The sequence below is a fragment of the Exiguobacterium sp. HVEsp1 genome (genome assembly GCF_002009685.1).
GTDB lineage: Bacteria > Bacillota > Bacilli > Exiguobacteriales > Exiguobacteriaceae > Exiguobacterium > Exiguobacterium profundum.
This window is the reverse complement of the sequence record NZ_KV917367.1, coordinates 2,464,055-2,480,260: the sequence shown is the minus strand read 5'-3', so window position 1 is coordinate 2,480,260 and position 16,206 is coordinate 2,464,055. Positions and strand designations below refer to the sequence as shown.

Below are 16,206 nucleotides of genomic sequence, written 5' to 3'. Positions count from 1 at the left end.
AGTTCATTCGATATTCGAGAGGAATGACTTAAGATGAACCAACAACAATTAGTCGAGCGCGCACGCCAATTGAAAGACAATGCGTATTCACCATATTCGAAGTTCCGCGTCGGTGCGGCACTTCTCATGAAAGACGGTACGGTCATCGACGGCGTCAACGTCGAGAACGTCTCGTTCGGAGCAACGAACTGTGCGGAGCGTACGGCCATCTTCACAGCGGTCGCTCAAGGATACAAAAAAGGTGACTTCGAAGCGGTTGCCGTGTCTGGGGACACGGAAGACTTCTTGCCACCATGTAGCATCTGCCGCCAAGTCATGGTCGAGTTCGGCGATCCTGACTTCAAAATACTCCTCACAAACGGCAACACCGATGTGAAAGAAGTGACGCTTGGAGAGCTCGTCCCGCTCGCGTTCACTGATTTGGATATGTGATGTTGAACCCCCTCAGATTCCTGAGGGGTTTTCTTATCCAAAAAAGCGAAAAAATAATCGCGGAATGGCCTGTACAACATAAAGGAGCAGTTCTGAAAAATCGAGGGCTGCAATCCCATACGACCATCCTTCTTCCTCGCGGGAAGTGACTACTTTTCCACGCACAGGTCGTAATCGACCTTTCCATTGAATCGGGAGGGCGGTCGCGCTGTCCACATCCGGGTGATTCATGACACGCATATGCAAGCGTGGCTCAGGTGTAATTCCGGAACGCCCACAGCGCCCAATCAACTGTTTGGTTTTGACCGTATCTCCCACATTCACGGCAATGGAACCATTCTCAAGATGGGCGAGAAGGCAATATTCATCGTTCGCATGTTGAATGATGACGTGATTACCGAATGGATGATCAGCATCTAGTTCGTCTGACAACCCATCCACGACTTGATGAATCGTCCCGTGTAATGGAGCAATCACTCGTTCTCCAAACGCATACGAGCCATCCATCCCGATTTTTCTACGATTGTAAGGTTGTTGCTCTTGTGTTTTCAAAAAGTCATAGCCATCACGCTTTTTTCGAGTTGGATCATGATGATACATTCCGAGGGTTGTCCCTTCTGAGACGACGAACCACTGCTCTTTGAATGGAAGGTGGTATTTGTTTTTCGTGAAAGGATTGGTCTCTTTTGAAGAGGATGTGACCGTCATCTGAATGGATTCAACCTGATTCACGCGATTGAATTGAACGGACAATAACTTTTCTTTTCGGAAATCCGACCACAATGCATACCGATTCCCGTTCAACATCATCTCATTGAGCAGACGATAGCGCCGAATTCCATGATGAAACGAAGACGCTTCGTGATGAAACATGGCCATGGAACAATGAGATTTGCAAGAATCGGTCATTTGATGATAAATGTCATCGAACTGACCGTCTTTGAATAAGTGAATGAACTTTTTGTTCTGGTGATGCATGTGCATACCGCCTTTGTTGATGATTGATTGGTCTTTTATACGGATGTAGAAACATAGATGTTTCGTCATTCATAAAAAATCATAATATAATGGACATAAATGAGGAGTGATGTGAATGTCTACGGTTCCATACCGGAAAGCGAAAAAAAGTTGAACCACTTGCTTCATCAAGTATGTGAAAATGACGAGACGATTTTCATCTCCAAAGAAGGCGGGAAGAATGCTGTTATCATTTCTGAACGAGAATATAATAGCTTGTTAGAAACCATTTACCTGACGAGCAGTCCAAAAAATGCTGAGCATCTATTTGAATCCCTAAAGCAGCTTGAATAGCATTAGTCTAATGTTGAAACATATGAGTTTGCATTAACAAACACCCAGTGAATTATTGAATTCACTGGGTGTTTGTTGTTTCATGTCTTCGGCCGGCGCGGATGATAAAGCGATACTCTTCACTCTTGAAATACGTTTCGGTGAACTCAAAGCGACTGCCATCCATGAGAAACGAATAGAGTTCGACTTTGAGTATCGGTGTTCGATCGCTCACCTCGAGCATTTCAGCAATTTCTTTCGTCGGCAAGACCGGGATAAATTCCTGAACACTGTCTGCAATCTTCAGGTTTTTGACATTTTCAATGTAATCGTACTTCGACCGTGTCATTACCTCATACGTTAAATCCGGAAATAGTTGGAGTGGAAGATACGTATCTTCGACAATGAGTGGTTCTCCGTTTGCAAAGCGTAAACGACGAATGTAGTAGACAAGAGCATCTTCATCGAGCTCGAGTATTTCCCTTATTTTTTCAGTCGGAGGTTGAACGGTGAAAGTAAGTACTTTACTCGTGATGTCCTTTCCTTCTCGCTTCATGTCTTCAGTAAAGCTTTTTAATTCGTACATATTATGTTCAATCTTTTCGGATTGTACATACGTACCGCTCCCTTGTCGCTTCCAAAGCAAACCTTCTTCTTGAAGTAGTTTGACGGCTTGTCGAACGGTGACTCGACTCGCTTTAAATTTCTCGACGAGTTGTGCTTCTGTCGGAATTGCTTCACCGGGCGCCCAATCACCGGTCTCGATAAACGTGCGCATCTCCTGAGCAATCCGCTGGTATAGCGGAGATTTGGATTTCATGTAGATAACCTCCTGATTGTATACGTTCATTACTCATAGTATACAAAAATAAAAAGTTTTCAAAAAGGTGTTGACGGTTTAAATAATATGTATTAAATTTGTATTGTAATCAATTAGATATGTATTGAAAGGGGAACGCACACATGAAAACACCACATCGTCTCGTAGTCGTCGGTGGAGGTAGTACGTACACAATCGGCATGATCATGAGTTTGATTAAGGAAAAAGAACACTTCCCACTTCGTTCTATCACGTTTTACGATACAGATGAATTACGTCAAGAACGTGTCGCGAAAGCGAGTGAAATCATCTTGCGTGAGCATTATCCAGAACTCGAGTCGTTCGAATATACGACGGACAAAGAATATGCTTTTAAAGATAAAGATTTCTTCTTCGTCCAAATTCGGACAGGTGGTTTGGAAATGCGCGAAAAAGATGAGCAGATTCCGCTTCGACATGGCGTGGTGGGACAAGAGACGTGTGGACCGGGCGGAATGTCATACGGGATGCGCTCAATCGGAGATATGATTGAACTCGTCTCTGACATTCGCACCGGCTCACCGAATGGCTGGATCTTAAACTATACAAACCCGGCTGCAATTGTCGCCGAGGCGCTCAAACGTGCATACCCGGACGATCAAAAAATATTAAACATTTGCGACATGCCGGCAGCAATCATGGTGAGCTATGCGAAGATTCTCGGTAAAGAGATTTGGGATCTCGTTCCGGAATATTTCGGACTCAACCACTTTGGTTGGTTCACAGGTATCTTCGATAAAGAAGGAAATGAATTGACTGAAGATATCAAACGCGCCATTTTAGAAGACGGTTTCATCCCGGAAGATTCGGAGATTGCGAATGACCCATCTTGGATCAAGACGTTCAAACAAGTAGAGAAGATGCTGACGGATTTCCCGGAGTACTTACCGAACACGTACCTTCAATATTATTTATATCCATCTGACATGGCAGAAAAAGAAGATGTCACGAACACACGGGCACGGCAAGTAATCAACGGACGTCAAGAACGTGTCTTCTCGATGTGCGATCAGATTATTCAAGATGACTCGCTCGAAAATGTTCACCTTGAGGTCGATATCCACGGCTGCTATATGATTCGGGTCGCTGCTTCGCTAGCCTATAATAACGGTGATATTTTCATCGTCATGGTGAAAAATGAAGGGATTATTTCGAACCTGCCGGACGATGCGATGGTTGAAGTGCCTGCGATGCTTACCAATCGTGGACCGAAACCATTCGCAGTCGGAAAGATTCCTCGTTTTTACAAAGGAATGATTGAAGGACAGCTTGCTTACGAGCAACTTGTCGTCGACGCATACTTCGAAAACAGTTATGAGAAGGCACTTCAGGCGTTGACACTAAATCGTACAGTCATCGATGCACCAATAGCTCGTCGAATCTTAGATGATTTGATTGAGGAAAACAGAACGTACTGGCCGGAATTAAAATCGGGCGAGACAGTAGCAATACGGTAACTAGAGAGGGGAGGCAATCCCCTTTCTCATTGTTCAGATTGATAACGCTTACAAGATGAGGAGTGAATCGAATGAGTCAATAGTTTGGAGTTTTTCAAAAGTTTGGAAAGGCGCTCATGGTACCGGTCGCTTTATTACCGGCTGCCGGAATTTTGCTAGGACTAGGTGCGGCACTCACGGGACCATTAGCCGAAAGCTGGACGTTTTTACAGAATGGAACAGTAGAAGCGATCAGTGCTGGAATGTTACAAATTGGTCTTAGTATTTTTGCGAACTTACCAATCATTTTTGCAATCGGGGTCGCAGTTGGTTTGTCAGGGAGATCAGGGATTGCCGCACTCGCAGCACTCGTCGGATATGTCATTATGAATACGACAATCTCAATTTCTCTCGGTATCACGGCAGAAATGGCTGCCGAGAGTGGAGAATATGGCATGTTACTCGGTATTCCTTCCCTTGAAACCGGTGTACTCGGAGGGATTGCGGTCGGATTGCTCGCAGTATGGGTGTATAAAAAGTTCCATACGTTCAATCCACCAGAAGTGTTGGGATTCTTTGCAGGTGATCGTTCTGTCGGAATTGTAATGGTCTTCTTCTCGATTTTACTTGGATTTGTCATGATGCTCATCTAGCCGCCAATCCAATCGACACTCACTTCAATGGCAAACGTCATCGCGAGTGATGCGACCAATCCTGCATATGTTGGGTTATATGGAATGTTGGAACGATTATTGATTCCGACAGGATTACACCACATTTGGTATGCCCCGTTCCTCTGGACATCTCTCGGTGGAACGGCAACGGTCGGTGATGCGGTCGTGAACGGTGATCAGTATATTTTCCTCGCTCAAATCGCGGAAGGTGTCGAAGTGACGGCGGGACGTTTCATGTCTGGTAAGTTCCCAATCATTATGTTCGGTTTACTCGGGGCGGCGCTTGCGATGTATCGTCAGGCTGACCCAGACAAACGTCCTGTCGTTCGAGGCTTATTGATTGCAGCAGCCGGTACAGCTTTTCTAACAGGAATCACAGAACCGATTGAATTCACTTTCTTATTCGTGGCACCTATCCTTTATGTCATCCATAGTGTGTTGACGGGGATTTCCTTTGCGCTCATGTATGCGCTCGACACACATATCGGTTGGGCTGGAGGATCAGGGTTGATTGACTATATTTTAGTGAACGTCTTACCAGGAACACCACGCTGGTGGATGAATGTCGTCGTCGGCATTGGTTTCTTCATCGTTTACTATAGTATCTTTACTTTCGCTATCAAGAAGTGGAATTTGGCAACACCAGGGCGTGGCGGACAAGAAGCGAAACTGTTTACGCGTAAAGACTACAATGATAAAAAGTCAGGTCAATCAGTGATTCAAACGACAGCACTTGCGATTGAAGAGGCACTTGGGGGACGAGAGAACATCCGTGATATCGATGCATGCTTCACACGACTTCGTGTTGAAGTAAGTGACGTTTCTCAAATCAATGAGGATGAACTAAAAGCACTCGGAGCAGCTGGAGTCGTCAAAGTGAAAAATAACATTCAAGCGATTTCTGGAGGTCGCTCTGATTTATACAAAAACGAATTGCTACGCATTCATAAGGAAATGGATGAAGCGAATTGAAATCGGGCTCAACCGCATGGGTTGAGCCTTTTCAGTTTTCATACGTATAATGTTACAAGACGTTCCGCATGCTCCTTCATCATCTCCCGCAACGCATGCGGTGCCTTGACCTTCACTTCGGCTCCGGCCTTCAACAGCTGTCTCGACAAAAACGGCAGCTCTTCTTTAGGTACGTCCCATTCATTCTTCTCTTCGATATCGGGTAATACATCTTCAAGTAAACGACGACCGAGTGACGTCAGCTCGAGTTGAACGGTCACACCGCCCCGTTCATCACTTCTCTGAAGCAAGGTCACCAAATCCTCGGACTCGAACGATTCCTCGAGCACTTGGACCGCTTCGATGCGATCAATCCGATATTGACGGAATCCGAGTTCGGAGAGCCCGAAGACATACCACTTTAAGTCAAGGAGTGCCATACCGACCGGTGCGATGGGGAACGTACGTGATCCGTTCGTCGATCGATACGTCATCTCTATCTTGTTTTTGTGTTCAATTGCCTGGTAAATGTCTTTTGTGAACGGCGCTTTTGGAATTTGTTTGTTTCCGAGCCAGAGAATGTTTCGCTCCAATCGCCGAATTTTCGTCTCTACGTCATGTGGTAACTCGTTCACGTACCAATCAGACAACGTACTTCGTATGTCCCCGAACGGCACATCAGGAATGTGTTCCATCCATTTGAGTGTGAGATAAAGGGCGACGGCTTCTTGTTCGCGTAGGTGGAGCGGTGGCAATAAGCGGTTCGGCAACATTTCATAGCCGCCCCCAGTTCCAGGAACACTCCAAATCGGATAACCGAATTCTTCGAGCGAGAGCATATCCCGTTGAATCGTCCGAATGGAGGCGCCTGTCTCTTGGGCCAGTTCTTCCGCCGTGAAACGTCGTCCGCGATTGAGTAACCGAATCAGTTGTAAATGTCTTTTTTTCATTTAAATCATTCCCGTCATCTTTTGTCGTGTTTATTGATTAAGCTGAATATATCACGAATCAAGGAGGAATACATGATGCCGAATACAGTGTTGTATATTGCGATGAGTTTAGACGGAAAGATTGCCCGGTCGAACGACCAACTCGATTGGTTGTTCGCGGTAGAGGGGGACGGGGACAACGGCTATGCTGATTTTTTCAAGACCGTTGGTGCTGTCATCATGGGACGGAAGACGTACGAGGAAGTGTTGAAGTTAGAAGAGGGAATGTATCCATACAAAGACATCCCGAACTACATTTTGACACGTCAGGCTGACCGTGAGGCCGAACATGTCACATTCACGGACGAACCGATAAAAGAACTCGTCAATCGGTTGAAGCAAGAAGTTGATCAAGATATTTGGCTTATCGGTGGTGGGGAAGTCATCAAAGCCGCGATGGAGCATGACTTGATTGACCGCTATGAGATTGCGATTGCGCCGGTCGTGTTAGGAGAAGGGATTCCTCTCTTCCCAGAAGGCACGAAAGAGACGAAACTTCGACTGACGAGTCACCATGCCTCCGGTCAATTTGTGATGGTGACATATGAACGATAAGTGAGCATCGAGTCCACATAAGGGCTCGATTTTTTATAATTCATCTCATTGTATAAAAACTGCAGACCATTAAGATGATCTGCAGTCATGGGGTCGCTCGTTCGCTTAAATGCGGTTCCCATACATCAGAAAAGTTGTGAACCGGTTGGACACTCTCTAACGTACGGAATTCATAATCTCGTTCTTTCGCATAACGAATGATTGTATCGAGTGCTTTCGGCGTCATCGAGTGATCGTGCGCTAAAATAATCGAAGCAATATTGGCGGCGCGATTCGCTTCGAGTCGGTCGAATACACGTTGCTCGACACGGGCATTGTCTTTCTTATACACATGGTCGAGACTACCGACGTTCCAGTCCCAAATCTCAAAACCGGCATCGGTCATCGCCTGCCAGTGTGCGGGTGACATGCCGGCGTCGCTCCCATAAATGGTGCGGGCCATGTTCGTATGAATGCCGGTCACTTCATAGATAAGTGCTTGTACTTCCTGCATCTGACGCACGGCCGTCAACGGTGTTTCATAAAATTCATCCCGGTCGTGTCGCATCCCGTGTAAGGCAATCAAATGACCTTCCGCAATGATGCGGTGAAGCAGATGCTCATTTCCTTCGATGTTCTTTCCGAGGATGAAGAAGGTTGCCTTCACTTGATGTTTCTTCAAGACATCGAGTAGCTTTCCCGTTTTCCAGTTCGGTCCATCATCGAGCGTCAAATAGATGAGACTCGGGTCGTTATAGGCCATCGGCTCCGGAATCGCAGCCTGTGACAAAGACCCAATCAGTAGAAAGATCGACATGAGCAAAAGAACGCGTTTCATCATTCCATTCAAAACTCCCTCAAATCAAAACCAAGCGACATGTGATACATACTTTATCATATGTTGGAGACATCGAGACGATAAATCTGTTCGTCAAGTTCTGTCTCGAAAAAGGTGAAATTCAATTTCTTCAATAGCGCGATCGATGCCGTGTTCGTCCCATGCACACCGGCTTTGAACGCTTCTGCTCCTTGGTCGGCCAAGTGACGAATCAATCCCGACATCACTTCAAATGCATAGCCTTGACGAGCGCGGGTGGGTGTAATCGTGTAACCAATCCAATAGGTCGAATCTTCTTGCTGGATATACACATCCCCAATCAATTCTTCGGTCATTTGGTCGATGATGGCGAGTTGTGTGCCGTGTTGAAGCGAGGATTCGCCGAGTAGGGCGTTCTCATATTCTGCAAAGCTGAGTCCTTTGAATGACTGATCTTTCATCCAATCCAAGTCATTTCGGTAAATCATGAATGATTCGATGTCTTGGCGTTCGAATGGGCGGATGAGGCAGCGTGTTGTCGTGAGCATAATCGTCATATCACTCATACCATCTTCTTATCTTTTTTGAATAGACCGACCAATAACAACGCCAGACCACTTAAGAAAATCACAGGGAAAATAAACCACATGATGAGTGCGGCCCATCCGTTCTGTACACTGATGGCGTACGAGAGTCCGATCGAAAACGCTAAGGCAGGGGAGATAGGAATCATAAGAGCGATTCCCCATATTTTCAATTTTGTGTTTCGTGCTTCGCCTGTACTGAACCAATACGCCACGAATGCACCTAAACCTGCGATGAGATATCCGATTGCGATCGCCATTTAATCAATCCCTTCTTCGATACGATGATTGTTTGACTTCGTCCTTACTTTCCATGTATATCACGAAAAATCCTGTCATAAATCAAAAAGACCGAGCCCTTCAGGGACTCGGTTTGTCATTATACGTGCTTCCGCTGAAACGCAGAAATCGCTTCATATTCCTCAGATAGGTGACGTGACAGGCGGATGTAGATCGGCAAGAGTTCGCGATACACATTCGTCGCTTCCATGTCCGGAGTATGCTCATGGGTCACTTGTGGTACCTCTTGGAACTCCTCGATGTCCCCGAAAGCGTATTCCCCGAGCATGACAGCCCCGAGACATGAACTCTCATGACTCTCCGGCACGACGACCGGTGTATCAAAGATGTCTGCCATCATCTGACGCCAGAGGCTCGACTGGGCAAAGCCCCCCGTCGCATGGATGCGGTTCGGGGCGCCCGTCAACTCATCGAGTGCGAGCATGACCGTATAGAGGTTAAAGATGACTCCTTCCAATACGGCACGGATGAAATGTTCGCGCTTATGGTGAATGCTGAGCCCGAAGAATGAACCGCGGGCGTTTGAATCCCAGAGCGGAGCCCGTTCACCCATCAAATACGGATGGAACAACAGTCCGTCGGCACCCGGTTTGACCGTCTCGGCGATTCGTGTCAACACATCGTACGCGTCGATCCCGAGTCGTTTCGCCGTCTCGACCTCACTTGCAGCGAACTCGTCACGAAGCCAGCGGAGGATGATGCCGCCGTTATTGACCGGTCCACCGATCACCCAATGCTTGTCCGTCAGTGCATAACAGAAGATGCGACCTTTTGGATCTTCGACCGGTTCCGAGACGACCGTCCGGATGGCGCCGCTCGTCCCGATGGTTACGGCGACGACCCCTTGTTCGAAGGCACCGACCCCGAGGTTCGAGAGCACGCCGTCGCTTGCCCCGATGACGAGTGGGAAGTCCCAGCCAAGCGTCTCGGTCACCTCAGGCGTCACCTGCAAGATTTCGGTTGTCGGGACGAGTTCAGACAAGCGATCTGAAGTCACACCAGCGACTTCAAGTGATTCCGTGTCCCAATCTCGTTGTTTCAGATTGAACAGTCCTGTCGCTGAAGCGATGGAATGGTCGACGACGAAGCGTCCCGTCAACCGATAGAAGACATATTCTTTGATGGAGACGAACTTGTCCGTCCGGGTAAAGACGTCAGGGTACTCCGCTTTCAACCAGCGCAATTTGGACAGCGGTGCCATCGGATGAACCGGGGTGCCGGTACGCATATGGAGGGCGCTCGCATCAAAGTTGCGTTTGATTTCTTGCGTATACGGATTCGCCCGACTGTCGGCCCACGTGATGCTGTTCGTGAGCGGACGTCCTGCCGCATCGAGCGCAATCAAACTATGCATCGCCGAGCTGAACGATGCGAAGCGAATCGGACCGTCCGCTTTGGCACGGACCGCCGAGACGGCTTCAAGCACGGCCCCGTAGATGACGACCGGGTCTTGCTCGGCCGTCTCCGTATCAGGCGTGAGAAGCGGATACAACACGTTATGTACCGCCAGTTGTTGATGACCGTTGAACAGGACGGCTTTCGTACTCGTCGTCCCGATATCGACCCCAATCGTAAACACACAATCACTTCCTAACTTAGATGATGAATAGGCTAATCAAGAACACGACGGCGAAGCCGGTGAGTCCGATAATCGTTTCCATGATCGTCCATGACTTGAGCGTGTCTTTCACGTCGAGACCGAAGTACCGGTTGACGAGCCAGAAGCCCGAGTCGTTGACGTGCGAGAGGACAGTCGCCCCTGAAGCGATGGCGATGACGATCAAACCGAGTGCCGCGCCCGTGATGTTTTGGATTTCAAGTAATGGCGTGATGAGTCCTGCTGCCGTAACCATCGAGACGGTTGCCGACCCTTGGGCGACACGGACGACCGTCGCGATCAAGAAGGCGAGGACGATTGCCGGAAGTGGTGAACCGGCCATCATTTCACCGAGGACGTCACCGACACCTGAGTCGATGAGGACTTGCTTGAACACTCCACCGGCCCCTGTGACAAGGATGATGATTCCGGCTGGTTCGAGTGCTTTCGTTGCAATCTCTTGTACTTCGTCACGTGAATAGCCACGACGTGTCCCGAGGAAAACGAACGTGAGAAGCGTCGCAATCGTCAAGGCGACGAATGGATGTCCGAGGAACGTCAAGAAATCACGGACGGCGTTGCCTTCGTTCAAGAGAACCGCCGAGAGCGTGTTCGCCAAGATCAACACGAGCGGGATCAAGATGAGCGACAAGATCATTTTGAAGCTTGGTAGTTCTTTCGATGTATCGATTTCTTTGAATTCCATGTAATCCGGAATCGTCACATGAATTTTCTTAGCAATATACTTCCCAAAAACCGGACCGGCTAAAATCATGGCCGGAATCCCAGCGAGGACACCGAACAAGATGACCCAACCGAGGTCGGCACCGATCAAGTTCGCAACAGCGATTGGGCCAGGTGTCGGTGGGATAAAGCTGTGTGTGACCGCGAGACCCGCAAGGAGCGGAATCCCGTAGTAAAGAAGCGAACGTCCCGTCTTTTTGGCGAGACCGTATACGATTGGAACGAGAATGATAAAACCGACATCGAAGAAGACCGGGACGGCGACGATGAATCCGGTAATCCCGAGCGCCCATTGTGCCTTGTCTTCCCCAAACTTGCTGACGAGTGTCTGGGCGAGGCGTTCTGCGCCACCAGAGACTTCAAGCATCTTTCCGAACATCGCGCCAAGACCAACGACGACGGCGACGAAGCCGAGCGTTCCGCCCATCCCGTTTTGGATGGAGGCAATGACATCACCGAGTGGCATGCCGGCTGCGACCCCGACGATTAAACTGACAAGTAACAACGAAACGAATGCGTGAAGCTTTGTGCGAATGACTAAAAATAAGAGTAAGAAGATCCCGGCTAAGGCGATCAAAATAAGTGTTGAGCCAGACATTGAGTATTCCCCCTAAATCCCGAATGTGTAACCGTTTACAGTTTCTAGCAAAGGAAAAGGCCATGTCCCCGTGACCTTTTCCACAGATGTTACTTCTTGACGACCGCGTGGCCACCGAACTCGTTGCGGAGCGCGGCGACGACTTTACCTGAGAACGTGTCGTCTTCGAGAGAGCGATAGCGCATCATGAGCGAAAGGGCGATGACCGGTGCCGCGGCTTGAAGGTCGAGCGCCGTCTCAATCGTCCATTTACCTTCACCGGATGAATGCATGACCCCGCGAATCTCATCGAGCTTCGCATCTTTCTTGAAGGCATTCTCTGTGAGTTCCATGAGCCAAGAACGTACGACCGACCCGTGGTTCCAGACACGTGCGACTTGTTCATAGTCGTAGTCGAACGGGCTCTTCTCCAAAATGTCGAACCCTTCCGCAATCGCCTGCATCATCCCATACTCGATGCCGTTATGGATCATCTTCAAAAAGTGACCGCTTCCGGCAGGGCCTGTGTACAGGTAGCCGTTCTCGACAGACAAGTCTTTAAAGATCGGTTCGATTGTCGACCATGCGTCCGCGTCACCCCCGACCATCGTACAGGCACCGTTTCGTGCCCCGTCCGTGCCTCCGCTCGTCCCGCAATCGAAGAATTTGATCTCTTTCTCGGCGAACTGTTCGGCGCGTGCGACCGAGAGTTTGTAGTTCGAGTTGCCGCCGTCAATTACGATGTCGCCGGGTTCGAGGCGCTCATATAGTTCAGCGAGTACCGCTTCCGTGACGTCGCCGGCAGGGACCATCGTCCAGATGACGCGTGGTGTCGACAACTTGTTCACGACATCTTCGAGCGTCGGCACGATGGAGAACGCGTCCGAAGTGACATTCCCGACGTCCGTCCCGACGACCGTGTGTCCGTGGTCGCTCAAGTTGAGTGCCAAGTTGTATCCCATCTTACCTAAACCAATCAAACCAATTTCCATATTGTCACCCCTGAAAAAGAATTTTTTTCCGTCTCTAGATTTATCATATCAAAATAAATTCGATTTTCAATATAATTTACGGAATTTTATTCTTTTTTAATTGTGAAGTGCGAATCTTCATGCTGTCAGAGGTGAGATTACTATGTTAATGAGGAATAAAAAAGCGTTTTCGACACATAAAGTAAAGGATCTCATTGCGGAAAAAAATTCGAAACGGTATCGTTAAAAGAAAAAGGGTGAGACACATGGAATCGATGAACGGCCTGGCCCGCATCCGTGGTGCCTACACGAAACTGAGCAAGAAAGAACAACGTATTGCCGACTATATTTTGAAACAACCGGAGCGCATCATTCACCATACGATCAATCAAGTCGCTGATGACTTAGATGTCGCCGAATCGACCGTCTTTCGTTTTTGCCAACGCGTCGGATTCAAAGGGTATCAGGCGCTGAAAATCGCGCTCGCTACCGATGTCGTCGCGCCGCTCCAGGACATTCATGAGGATATCTCAAGCGAGGACACACCAATTGAAATCGCCGAGAAAATTTTTACATCGAATGTGAAGACGCTCGAAGCGACGCGACAAATTTTAAAGGCGACCGCGCTCGATGAAGCGGTGACACGTCTTCTTTCGGCTCGAAGAATCGAGTTTTTCGGAAGCGGGGGTTCGGCTGTTATCGCGCTTGATGCCTACCATAAGTTCGTTCGGAGCGGCCTGTATGTCACGGCGAACTTGGAGTCACATATGCAACTCATGTCAGCGTCTCAATTGACCGCAGACGACGCCGCTGTTCTGATCTCGCACTCAGGGGCCTCGAAAGATACGATCGACGTGGCGAAAGTATTGAATGAACACGGCGTGCCGACGATTGCGATCACAAACTATGCGAAATCACCTCTTTCGAAGCTTTGCGACATCGCGCTCTACACCGTGTCACAAGAGACCGAGTTCCGCTCCGAGGCGCTCGCCTCACGAATCGCCGAGCTCAGTCTGATCGACGCATTGTTCACCGTCGTCATGATGCGGCGCGGGGAAGAAGGACGTACGGCCCTGCAACATATGAGGAAAGCCATCTCGCTCCGGCGTATCTGAATCGTCTAAACCATCGTTTCGTTGCGTCGAATAATTGAAAAAGAAGTGACGGATTGGAAAGTAGAACCGGATGAAATCACTAAATAGGATTATGTTTTGGTAAACCGTGGAATTAATAATAGATAAACTGAAAAAGACAGAGGTATAAGAGGGGACACGTCATGAAAAGCATCGATTTTTTATCCACTGCGCATTACAACGTCTTTAAGCAATTGTCGCAACGATTGACAGACCCAGGGAACGTCGGGGAAGAATACTTTTCCGCGTTGTACGTCATTGCTGGTAACGAATGTGTGCGCGAGCTGCTGCTCCCGTACATTGATTTAGAGGCAGGAAAAATCCGCACCTCGACGATTATCGATGACAACACGTTTGAAAAGCCGGTGCTCGTGCTCGTCAAACTGGTTATCCATTTGTATAACAATAAAGAATGGGTGCTCCCGACCGAGCTGATCACCTTACCAGAGTCGGATTATCAGCTCGCGATGCAGGCGATCAACCTCTGTCGTGATCAACAATTCGATGAGATTGTCATCCCGAATGACGAAGAGGCTTAACGTGAAGCCTCTTTTTTGTTTTCTTTTTCCAGATGAAGGGTAAGTCAACCATGCATTCAAACGAGGGATCGAATTGAAGGAGGGACACATATGTTACGTGATTTTCCAACATCATTTTGGCGTGACGCCGCGTCTGACGAGACGGTGAGGCCGCTCGACCACGATGTGACGACCGAGGTCGTCGTCGTCGGAGCGGGCATCGTCGGGGTACAGACGGCGTTACAGTTAGCCGAGCGAGGGAAACAAGTCGTTTTAGTCGAGGCGGCCCGCTTCGCAACAGGTACGACCGGCTATACGACAGCCAAAGTATCGGCTCAACATGGAATCGTCTATACCGAATTAGTCAAATCCATAGGGGAAGCGAAGGCTCGTCTTTACTACGAAGCAAATATGGAAGCACTTCGTTTTCTTGAAAAGCAAGTCGAGACGTTAAACATCGACTGTGACCTCGAGCGTCAGTACGCCTATCTGTACACGCTTTCTTCTTCAAGTTCGGCGACACTGCTCGAGGAAGAAGAGGCGGCTTATCATCAGCTAGGCATCGATGGCGGTGACGCCACGAGTGAGGTGAATAGGCTGTTGCCATACGCCGTCAAAAAGGCGACTGTCATGCGTGACCAACTCCAGTTTCACCCGGTCAAATACTTACAAGGTCTGATGAAGCGGTTCCGTGAACTCGGTGGGACGCTCCATGAGATGACACGCGTGACCGGGATCGAGTACGGGACGCCCAATCGGCTTGAGACGAACACGGGTCATGCGATCGAGGCGCAAGACGTCGTCGTCGCGACCCATTTTCCGTTCAACGACTTCAAAGGGCTTTATTTTGCGAAGATGGAAGTCGAGCGGTCCTATGTCGTCTCAGCCGAGGTTGACGAATTTCCGGAAGGGATGTTTATCAGCGTCGACAAGCCGAGCCGTTCGATCCGGCACGTCAAACTCGAGAATGGGAAGAAGATGGCCATGTTCGGGGGCGAGAACCATGTGACGGGGCATAAGCAAGAGACGGTGGCCTGCTATGAAGCGCTCGGGGAGTTCGGCATGCGTCATTTCGGTGCCGAGACGTTCAGCTATCACTGGTCGGCTCAAGATTTGATTACGCTCGACAAAGTACCGTATATCGGTCGAATGACGGCAGACACCCCACACGTATACGTCGCGACCGGGTTTTCAAAATGGGGAATGAGCCAAGGGATTGTTGCGGCGTGTCTGATCACCGACCTGATCACGAAACGACAAAATCGTTACGAGGAGTTATACGATCCGACACGGTCGAAATGGAAGCTCGCGGACGCCGCCCGTTTCATGAAGACGAACGCTGACGTGGCGAAAGAGTTTGTCAAAGGCAAGCTGAAACCGTCACATAAGCAAGTCGGAGATCTCGGACTCGATGAAGGGGCGATCGTCAACCATGATGGCGAGCATGTCGCTGCATACCGCGATCCGGACGGTAACGTGTCGATGGTCGGAACAGCGTGTACACATATGGGCTGTACGGTCAGCTGGAACGAGGCGGAGCGGTCATGGGACTGCCCGTGTCATGGATCACGCTTCAAACCGAACGGAGAAGTCATCGAAGGACCGGCTGTTAAGCCGCTATCGCGAAAAAAATGAAGCAGAAGGAGTCGAAAGGGCGGACGTTGTCGGCCCTTTTTTCGTTTTCGCTTATCGAAAAAGGGTACCGTCTTTTTTTACTAAAAAAACTTTATTTTTTAGTAAAAATAAGTTAAGCTAAATGTGTAAATGGAAAGTAGAAGATTGAGCAAAGAAATGCTTGTC

At 48.8% G+C, this 16,206-nt stretch carries 17 protein-coding genes and 1 pseudogene; 9 read left to right on the top strand and 9 right to left on the bottom strand.

Features of this window, described 5'->3' with window-relative positions:
• Window positions 1-33: 33 nt before the first annotated feature.
• Window positions 34-432: a cytidine deaminase gene (locus tag BV910_RS12620; RefSeq protein ID WP_078147611.1), complete on the top strand. Its 399-nt coding sequence runs from the start codon at window positions 34-36 to the stop codon at window positions 430-432.
• A gap of 33 nt (window positions 433-465) precedes the next feature.
• Here the strand turns inward: BV910_RS12620 and BV910_RS12615 are convergent, their stop codons facing one another.
• Complete coding sequence (locus BV910_RS12615) at window positions 466-1,410, bottom strand: M23 family metallopeptidase (protein ID WP_168169871.1); 945 nt, start codon at window positions 1,408-1,410, stop codon at window positions 466-468.
• 99 nt (window positions 1,411-1,509) lie between these two features.
• Between BV910_RS12615 and BV910_RS15075 the strand changes: the two genes are divergently transcribed.
• Window positions 1,510-1,743: a type II toxin-antitoxin system Phd/YefM family antitoxin gene (locus BV910_RS15075; protein WP_078147609.1), complete on the top strand. Its 234-nt coding sequence runs from the start codon at window positions 1,510-1,512 to the stop codon at window positions 1,741-1,743.
• A gap of 61 nt (window positions 1,744-1,804) precedes the next feature.
• Here the strand turns inward: BV910_RS15075 and BV910_RS12605 are convergent, their stop codons facing one another.
• Complete coding sequence (locus BV910_RS12605) at window positions 1,805-2,542, bottom strand: GntR family transcriptional regulator (protein WP_078147608.1); 738 nt, start codon at window positions 2,540-2,542, stop codon at window positions 1,805-1,807.
• A 143-nt stretch (window positions 2,543-2,685) separates the two neighbouring features.
• Between BV910_RS12605 and BV910_RS12600 the strand changes: the two genes are divergently transcribed.
• The 3 genes and pseudogenes from BV910_RS12600 (at window position 2,686) to BV910_RS14995 (ending at window position 5,663) form a co-directional block, all read left to right on the top strand.
• A complete protein-coding gene (locus BV910_RS12600) occupies window positions 2,686-4,038 on the top strand; it encodes a 6-phospho-alpha-glucosidase (protein ID WP_078147607.1) in 1,353 nt (450 codons plus the stop codon).
• Between the two features lie 116 nt (window positions 4,039-4,154).
• Window positions 4,155-5,126 (top strand): annotated as a pseudogene (locus BV910_RS15000) (PTS transporter subunit EIIC); the annotation flags it as partial.
• 27 nt (window positions 5,127-5,153) lie between these two features.
• Window positions 5,154-5,663, top strand: coding sequence for a glucose PTS transporter subunit EIIB (locus BV910_RS14995; RefSeq protein ID WP_371328168.1), 510 nt, complete (start codon window positions 5,154-5,156; stop codon window positions 5,661-5,663).
• A 38-nt stretch (window positions 5,664-5,701) separates the two neighbouring features.
• Here BV910_RS14995 and BV910_RS12590 read toward each other — a convergent pair whose 3' ends face one another.
• A complete protein-coding gene (locus BV910_RS12590) occupies window positions 5,702-6,592 on the bottom strand; it encodes a helix-turn-helix transcriptional regulator (RefSeq protein ID WP_078147606.1) in 891 nt (296 codons plus the stop codon).
• 75 nt (window positions 6,593-6,667) lie between these two features.
• On the opposite strand from BV910_RS12590, the gene BV910_RS12585 reads away from it, so the two are divergent.
• Window positions 6,668-7,186 (top strand): dihydrofolate reductase family protein, encoded by a 519-nt coding sequence (locus BV910_RS12585; protein ID WP_168169869.1) that lies wholly within the window; start codon window positions 6,668-6,670, stop codon window positions 7,184-7,186.
• A gap of 85 nt (window positions 7,187-7,271) precedes the next feature.
• Here the strand turns inward: BV910_RS12585 and BV910_RS12580 are convergent, their stop codons facing one another.
• The 6 genes from BV910_RS12580 to gnd all read right to left on the bottom strand — a co-directional run bounded on the left by BV910_RS12580 (window position 7,272) and on the right by gnd (window position 12,776).
• Entirely contained in the window at window positions 7,272-8,006 is a 735-nt protein-coding gene (locus BV910_RS12580) for a polysaccharide deacetylase family protein (RefSeq protein WP_078147604.1), read from the bottom strand.
• Window positions 8,007-8,059: 53 nt separating this feature from the next.
• The gene (locus tag BV910_RS12575; RefSeq protein ID WP_078147603.1) at window positions 8,060-8,548 is read right to left on the bottom strand and encodes a GNAT family N-acetyltransferase; all 489 of its coding nucleotides are present in this window, start codon (window positions 8,546-8,548) and stop codon (window positions 8,060-8,062) included.
• Window positions 8,545-8,826, bottom strand: a complete 282-nt coding sequence (locus BV910_RS12570; RefSeq protein WP_078147602.1) for a hypothetical protein — start codon at window positions 8,824-8,826, stop codon at window positions 8,545-8,547. The genes BV910_RS12575 and BV910_RS12570 overlap by 4 nt, the downstream gene beginning before the upstream one ends.
• 119 nt (window positions 8,827-8,945) lie before the next feature.
• Window positions 8,946-10,445, bottom strand: a complete 1,500-nt coding sequence (gntK, locus tag BV910_RS12565) for a gluconokinase (protein WP_078147601.1) — start codon at window positions 10,443-10,445, stop codon at window positions 8,946-8,948.
• Window positions 10,446-10,461: 16 nt separating this feature from the next.
• Window positions 10,462-11,805, bottom strand: coding sequence for a GntT/GntP/DsdX family permease (locus tag BV910_RS12560; protein WP_078147600.1), 1,344 nt, complete (start codon window positions 11,803-11,805; stop codon window positions 10,462-10,464).
• Window positions 11,806-11,894: 89 nt separating this feature from the next.
• Window positions 11,895-12,776 (bottom strand): phosphogluconate dehydrogenase (NAD(+)-dependent, decarboxylating), encoded by an 882-nt coding sequence (gene gnd / locus BV910_RS12555; protein ID WP_078147599.1) that lies wholly within the window; start codon window positions 12,774-12,776, stop codon window positions 11,895-11,897.
• 245 nt (window positions 12,777-13,021) lie between these two features.
• On the opposite strand from gnd, the gene BV910_RS12550 reads away from it, so the two are divergent.
• The 3 genes from BV910_RS12550 to BV910_RS12540 all read left to right on the top strand — a co-directional run bounded on the left by BV910_RS12550 (window position 13,022) and on the right by BV910_RS12540 (window position 16,041).
• Window positions 13,022-13,870 carry a MurR/RpiR family transcriptional regulator gene (locus BV910_RS12550; RefSeq protein WP_078147598.1) on the top strand — a complete coding sequence of 283 codons (849 nt, stop codon included), beginning with the start codon at window positions 13,022-13,024 and terminating at the stop codon, window positions 13,868-13,870.
• A 161-nt stretch (window positions 13,871-14,031) separates the two neighbouring features.
• A complete protein-coding gene (locus BV910_RS12545) occupies window positions 14,032-14,427 on the top strand; it encodes a hypothetical protein (RefSeq protein WP_078147597.1) in 396 nt (131 codons plus the stop codon).
• A gap of 90 nt (window positions 14,428-14,517) precedes the next feature.
• A complete protein-coding gene (locus BV910_RS12540; protein ID WP_078147596.1) occupies window positions 14,518-16,041 on the top strand; it encodes an FAD-dependent oxidoreductase in 1,524 nt (507 codons plus the stop codon).
• Window positions 16,042-16,206: the final 165 nt, after the last annotated feature.

Bases quoted from the DNA above. Each gene is read 5' to 3' on its own strand.
- BV910_RS12560 (WP_078147600.1), bottom strand. From the start codon at position 11,805: ATGTCTGGCTCAACACTTATTTTGATCGCCTTAGCCGGGATCTTCTTA.
- BV910_RS14995 (WP_371328168.1), top strand. From the start codon at position 5,154: ATGTATGCGCTCGACACACATATCGGTTGGGCTGGAGGATCAGGGTTG.
- BV910_RS12620 (WP_078147611.1), top strand. From the start codon at position 34: ATGAACCAACAACAATTAGTCGAGCGCGCACGCCAATTGAAAGACAAT.
- BV910_RS12580 (WP_078147604.1), bottom strand. From the start codon at position 8,006: ATGATGAAACGCGTTCTTTTGCTCATGTCGATCTTTCTACTGATTGGG.
- BV910_RS12575 (WP_078147603.1), bottom strand. From the start codon at position 8,548: ATGAGTGATATGACGATTATGCTCACGACAACACGCTGCCTCATCCGC.
- BV910_RS12615 (WP_168169871.1), bottom strand. From the start codon at position 1,410: ATGCATCACCAGAACAAAAAGTTCATTCACTTATTCAAAGACGGTCAG.
- BV910_RS12545 (WP_078147597.1), top strand. From the start codon at position 14,032: ATGAAAAGCATCGATTTTTTATCCACTGCGCATTACAACGTCTTTAAG.
- BV910_RS12590 (WP_078147606.1), bottom strand. From the start codon at position 6,592: ATGAAAAAAAGACATTTACAACTGATTCGGTTACTCAATCGCGGACGA.
- BV910_RS12540 (WP_078147596.1), top strand. From the start codon at position 14,518: ATGTTACGTGATTTTCCAACATCATTTTGGCGTGACGCCGCGTCTGAC.
- BV910_RS12600 (WP_078147607.1), top strand. From the start codon at position 2,686: ATGAAAACACCACATCGTCTCGTAGTCGTCGGTGGAGGTAGTACGTAC.
- BV910_RS12550 (WP_078147598.1), top strand. From the start codon at position 13,022: ATGGAATCGATGAACGGCCTGGCCCGCATCCGTGGTGCCTACACGAAA.
- BV910_RS15075 (WP_078147609.1), top strand. From the start codon at position 1,510: ATGAGGAGTGATGTGAATGTCTACGGTTCCATACCGGAAAGCGAAAAA.
- gnd (WP_078147599.1), bottom strand. From the start codon at position 12,776: ATGGAAATTGGTTTGATTGGTTTAGGTAAGATGGGATACAACTTGGCA.
- BV910_RS12605 (WP_078147608.1), bottom strand. From the start codon at position 2,542: ATGAAATCCAAATCTCCGCTATACCAGCGGATTGCTCAGGAGATGCGC.
- BV910_RS12570 (WP_078147602.1), bottom strand. From the start codon at position 8,826: ATGGCGATCGCAATCGGATATCTCATCGCAGGTTTAGGTGCATTCGTG.
- BV910_RS12585 (WP_168169869.1), top strand. From the start codon at position 6,668: ATGCCGAATACAGTGTTGTATATTGCGATGAGTTTAGACGGAAAGATT.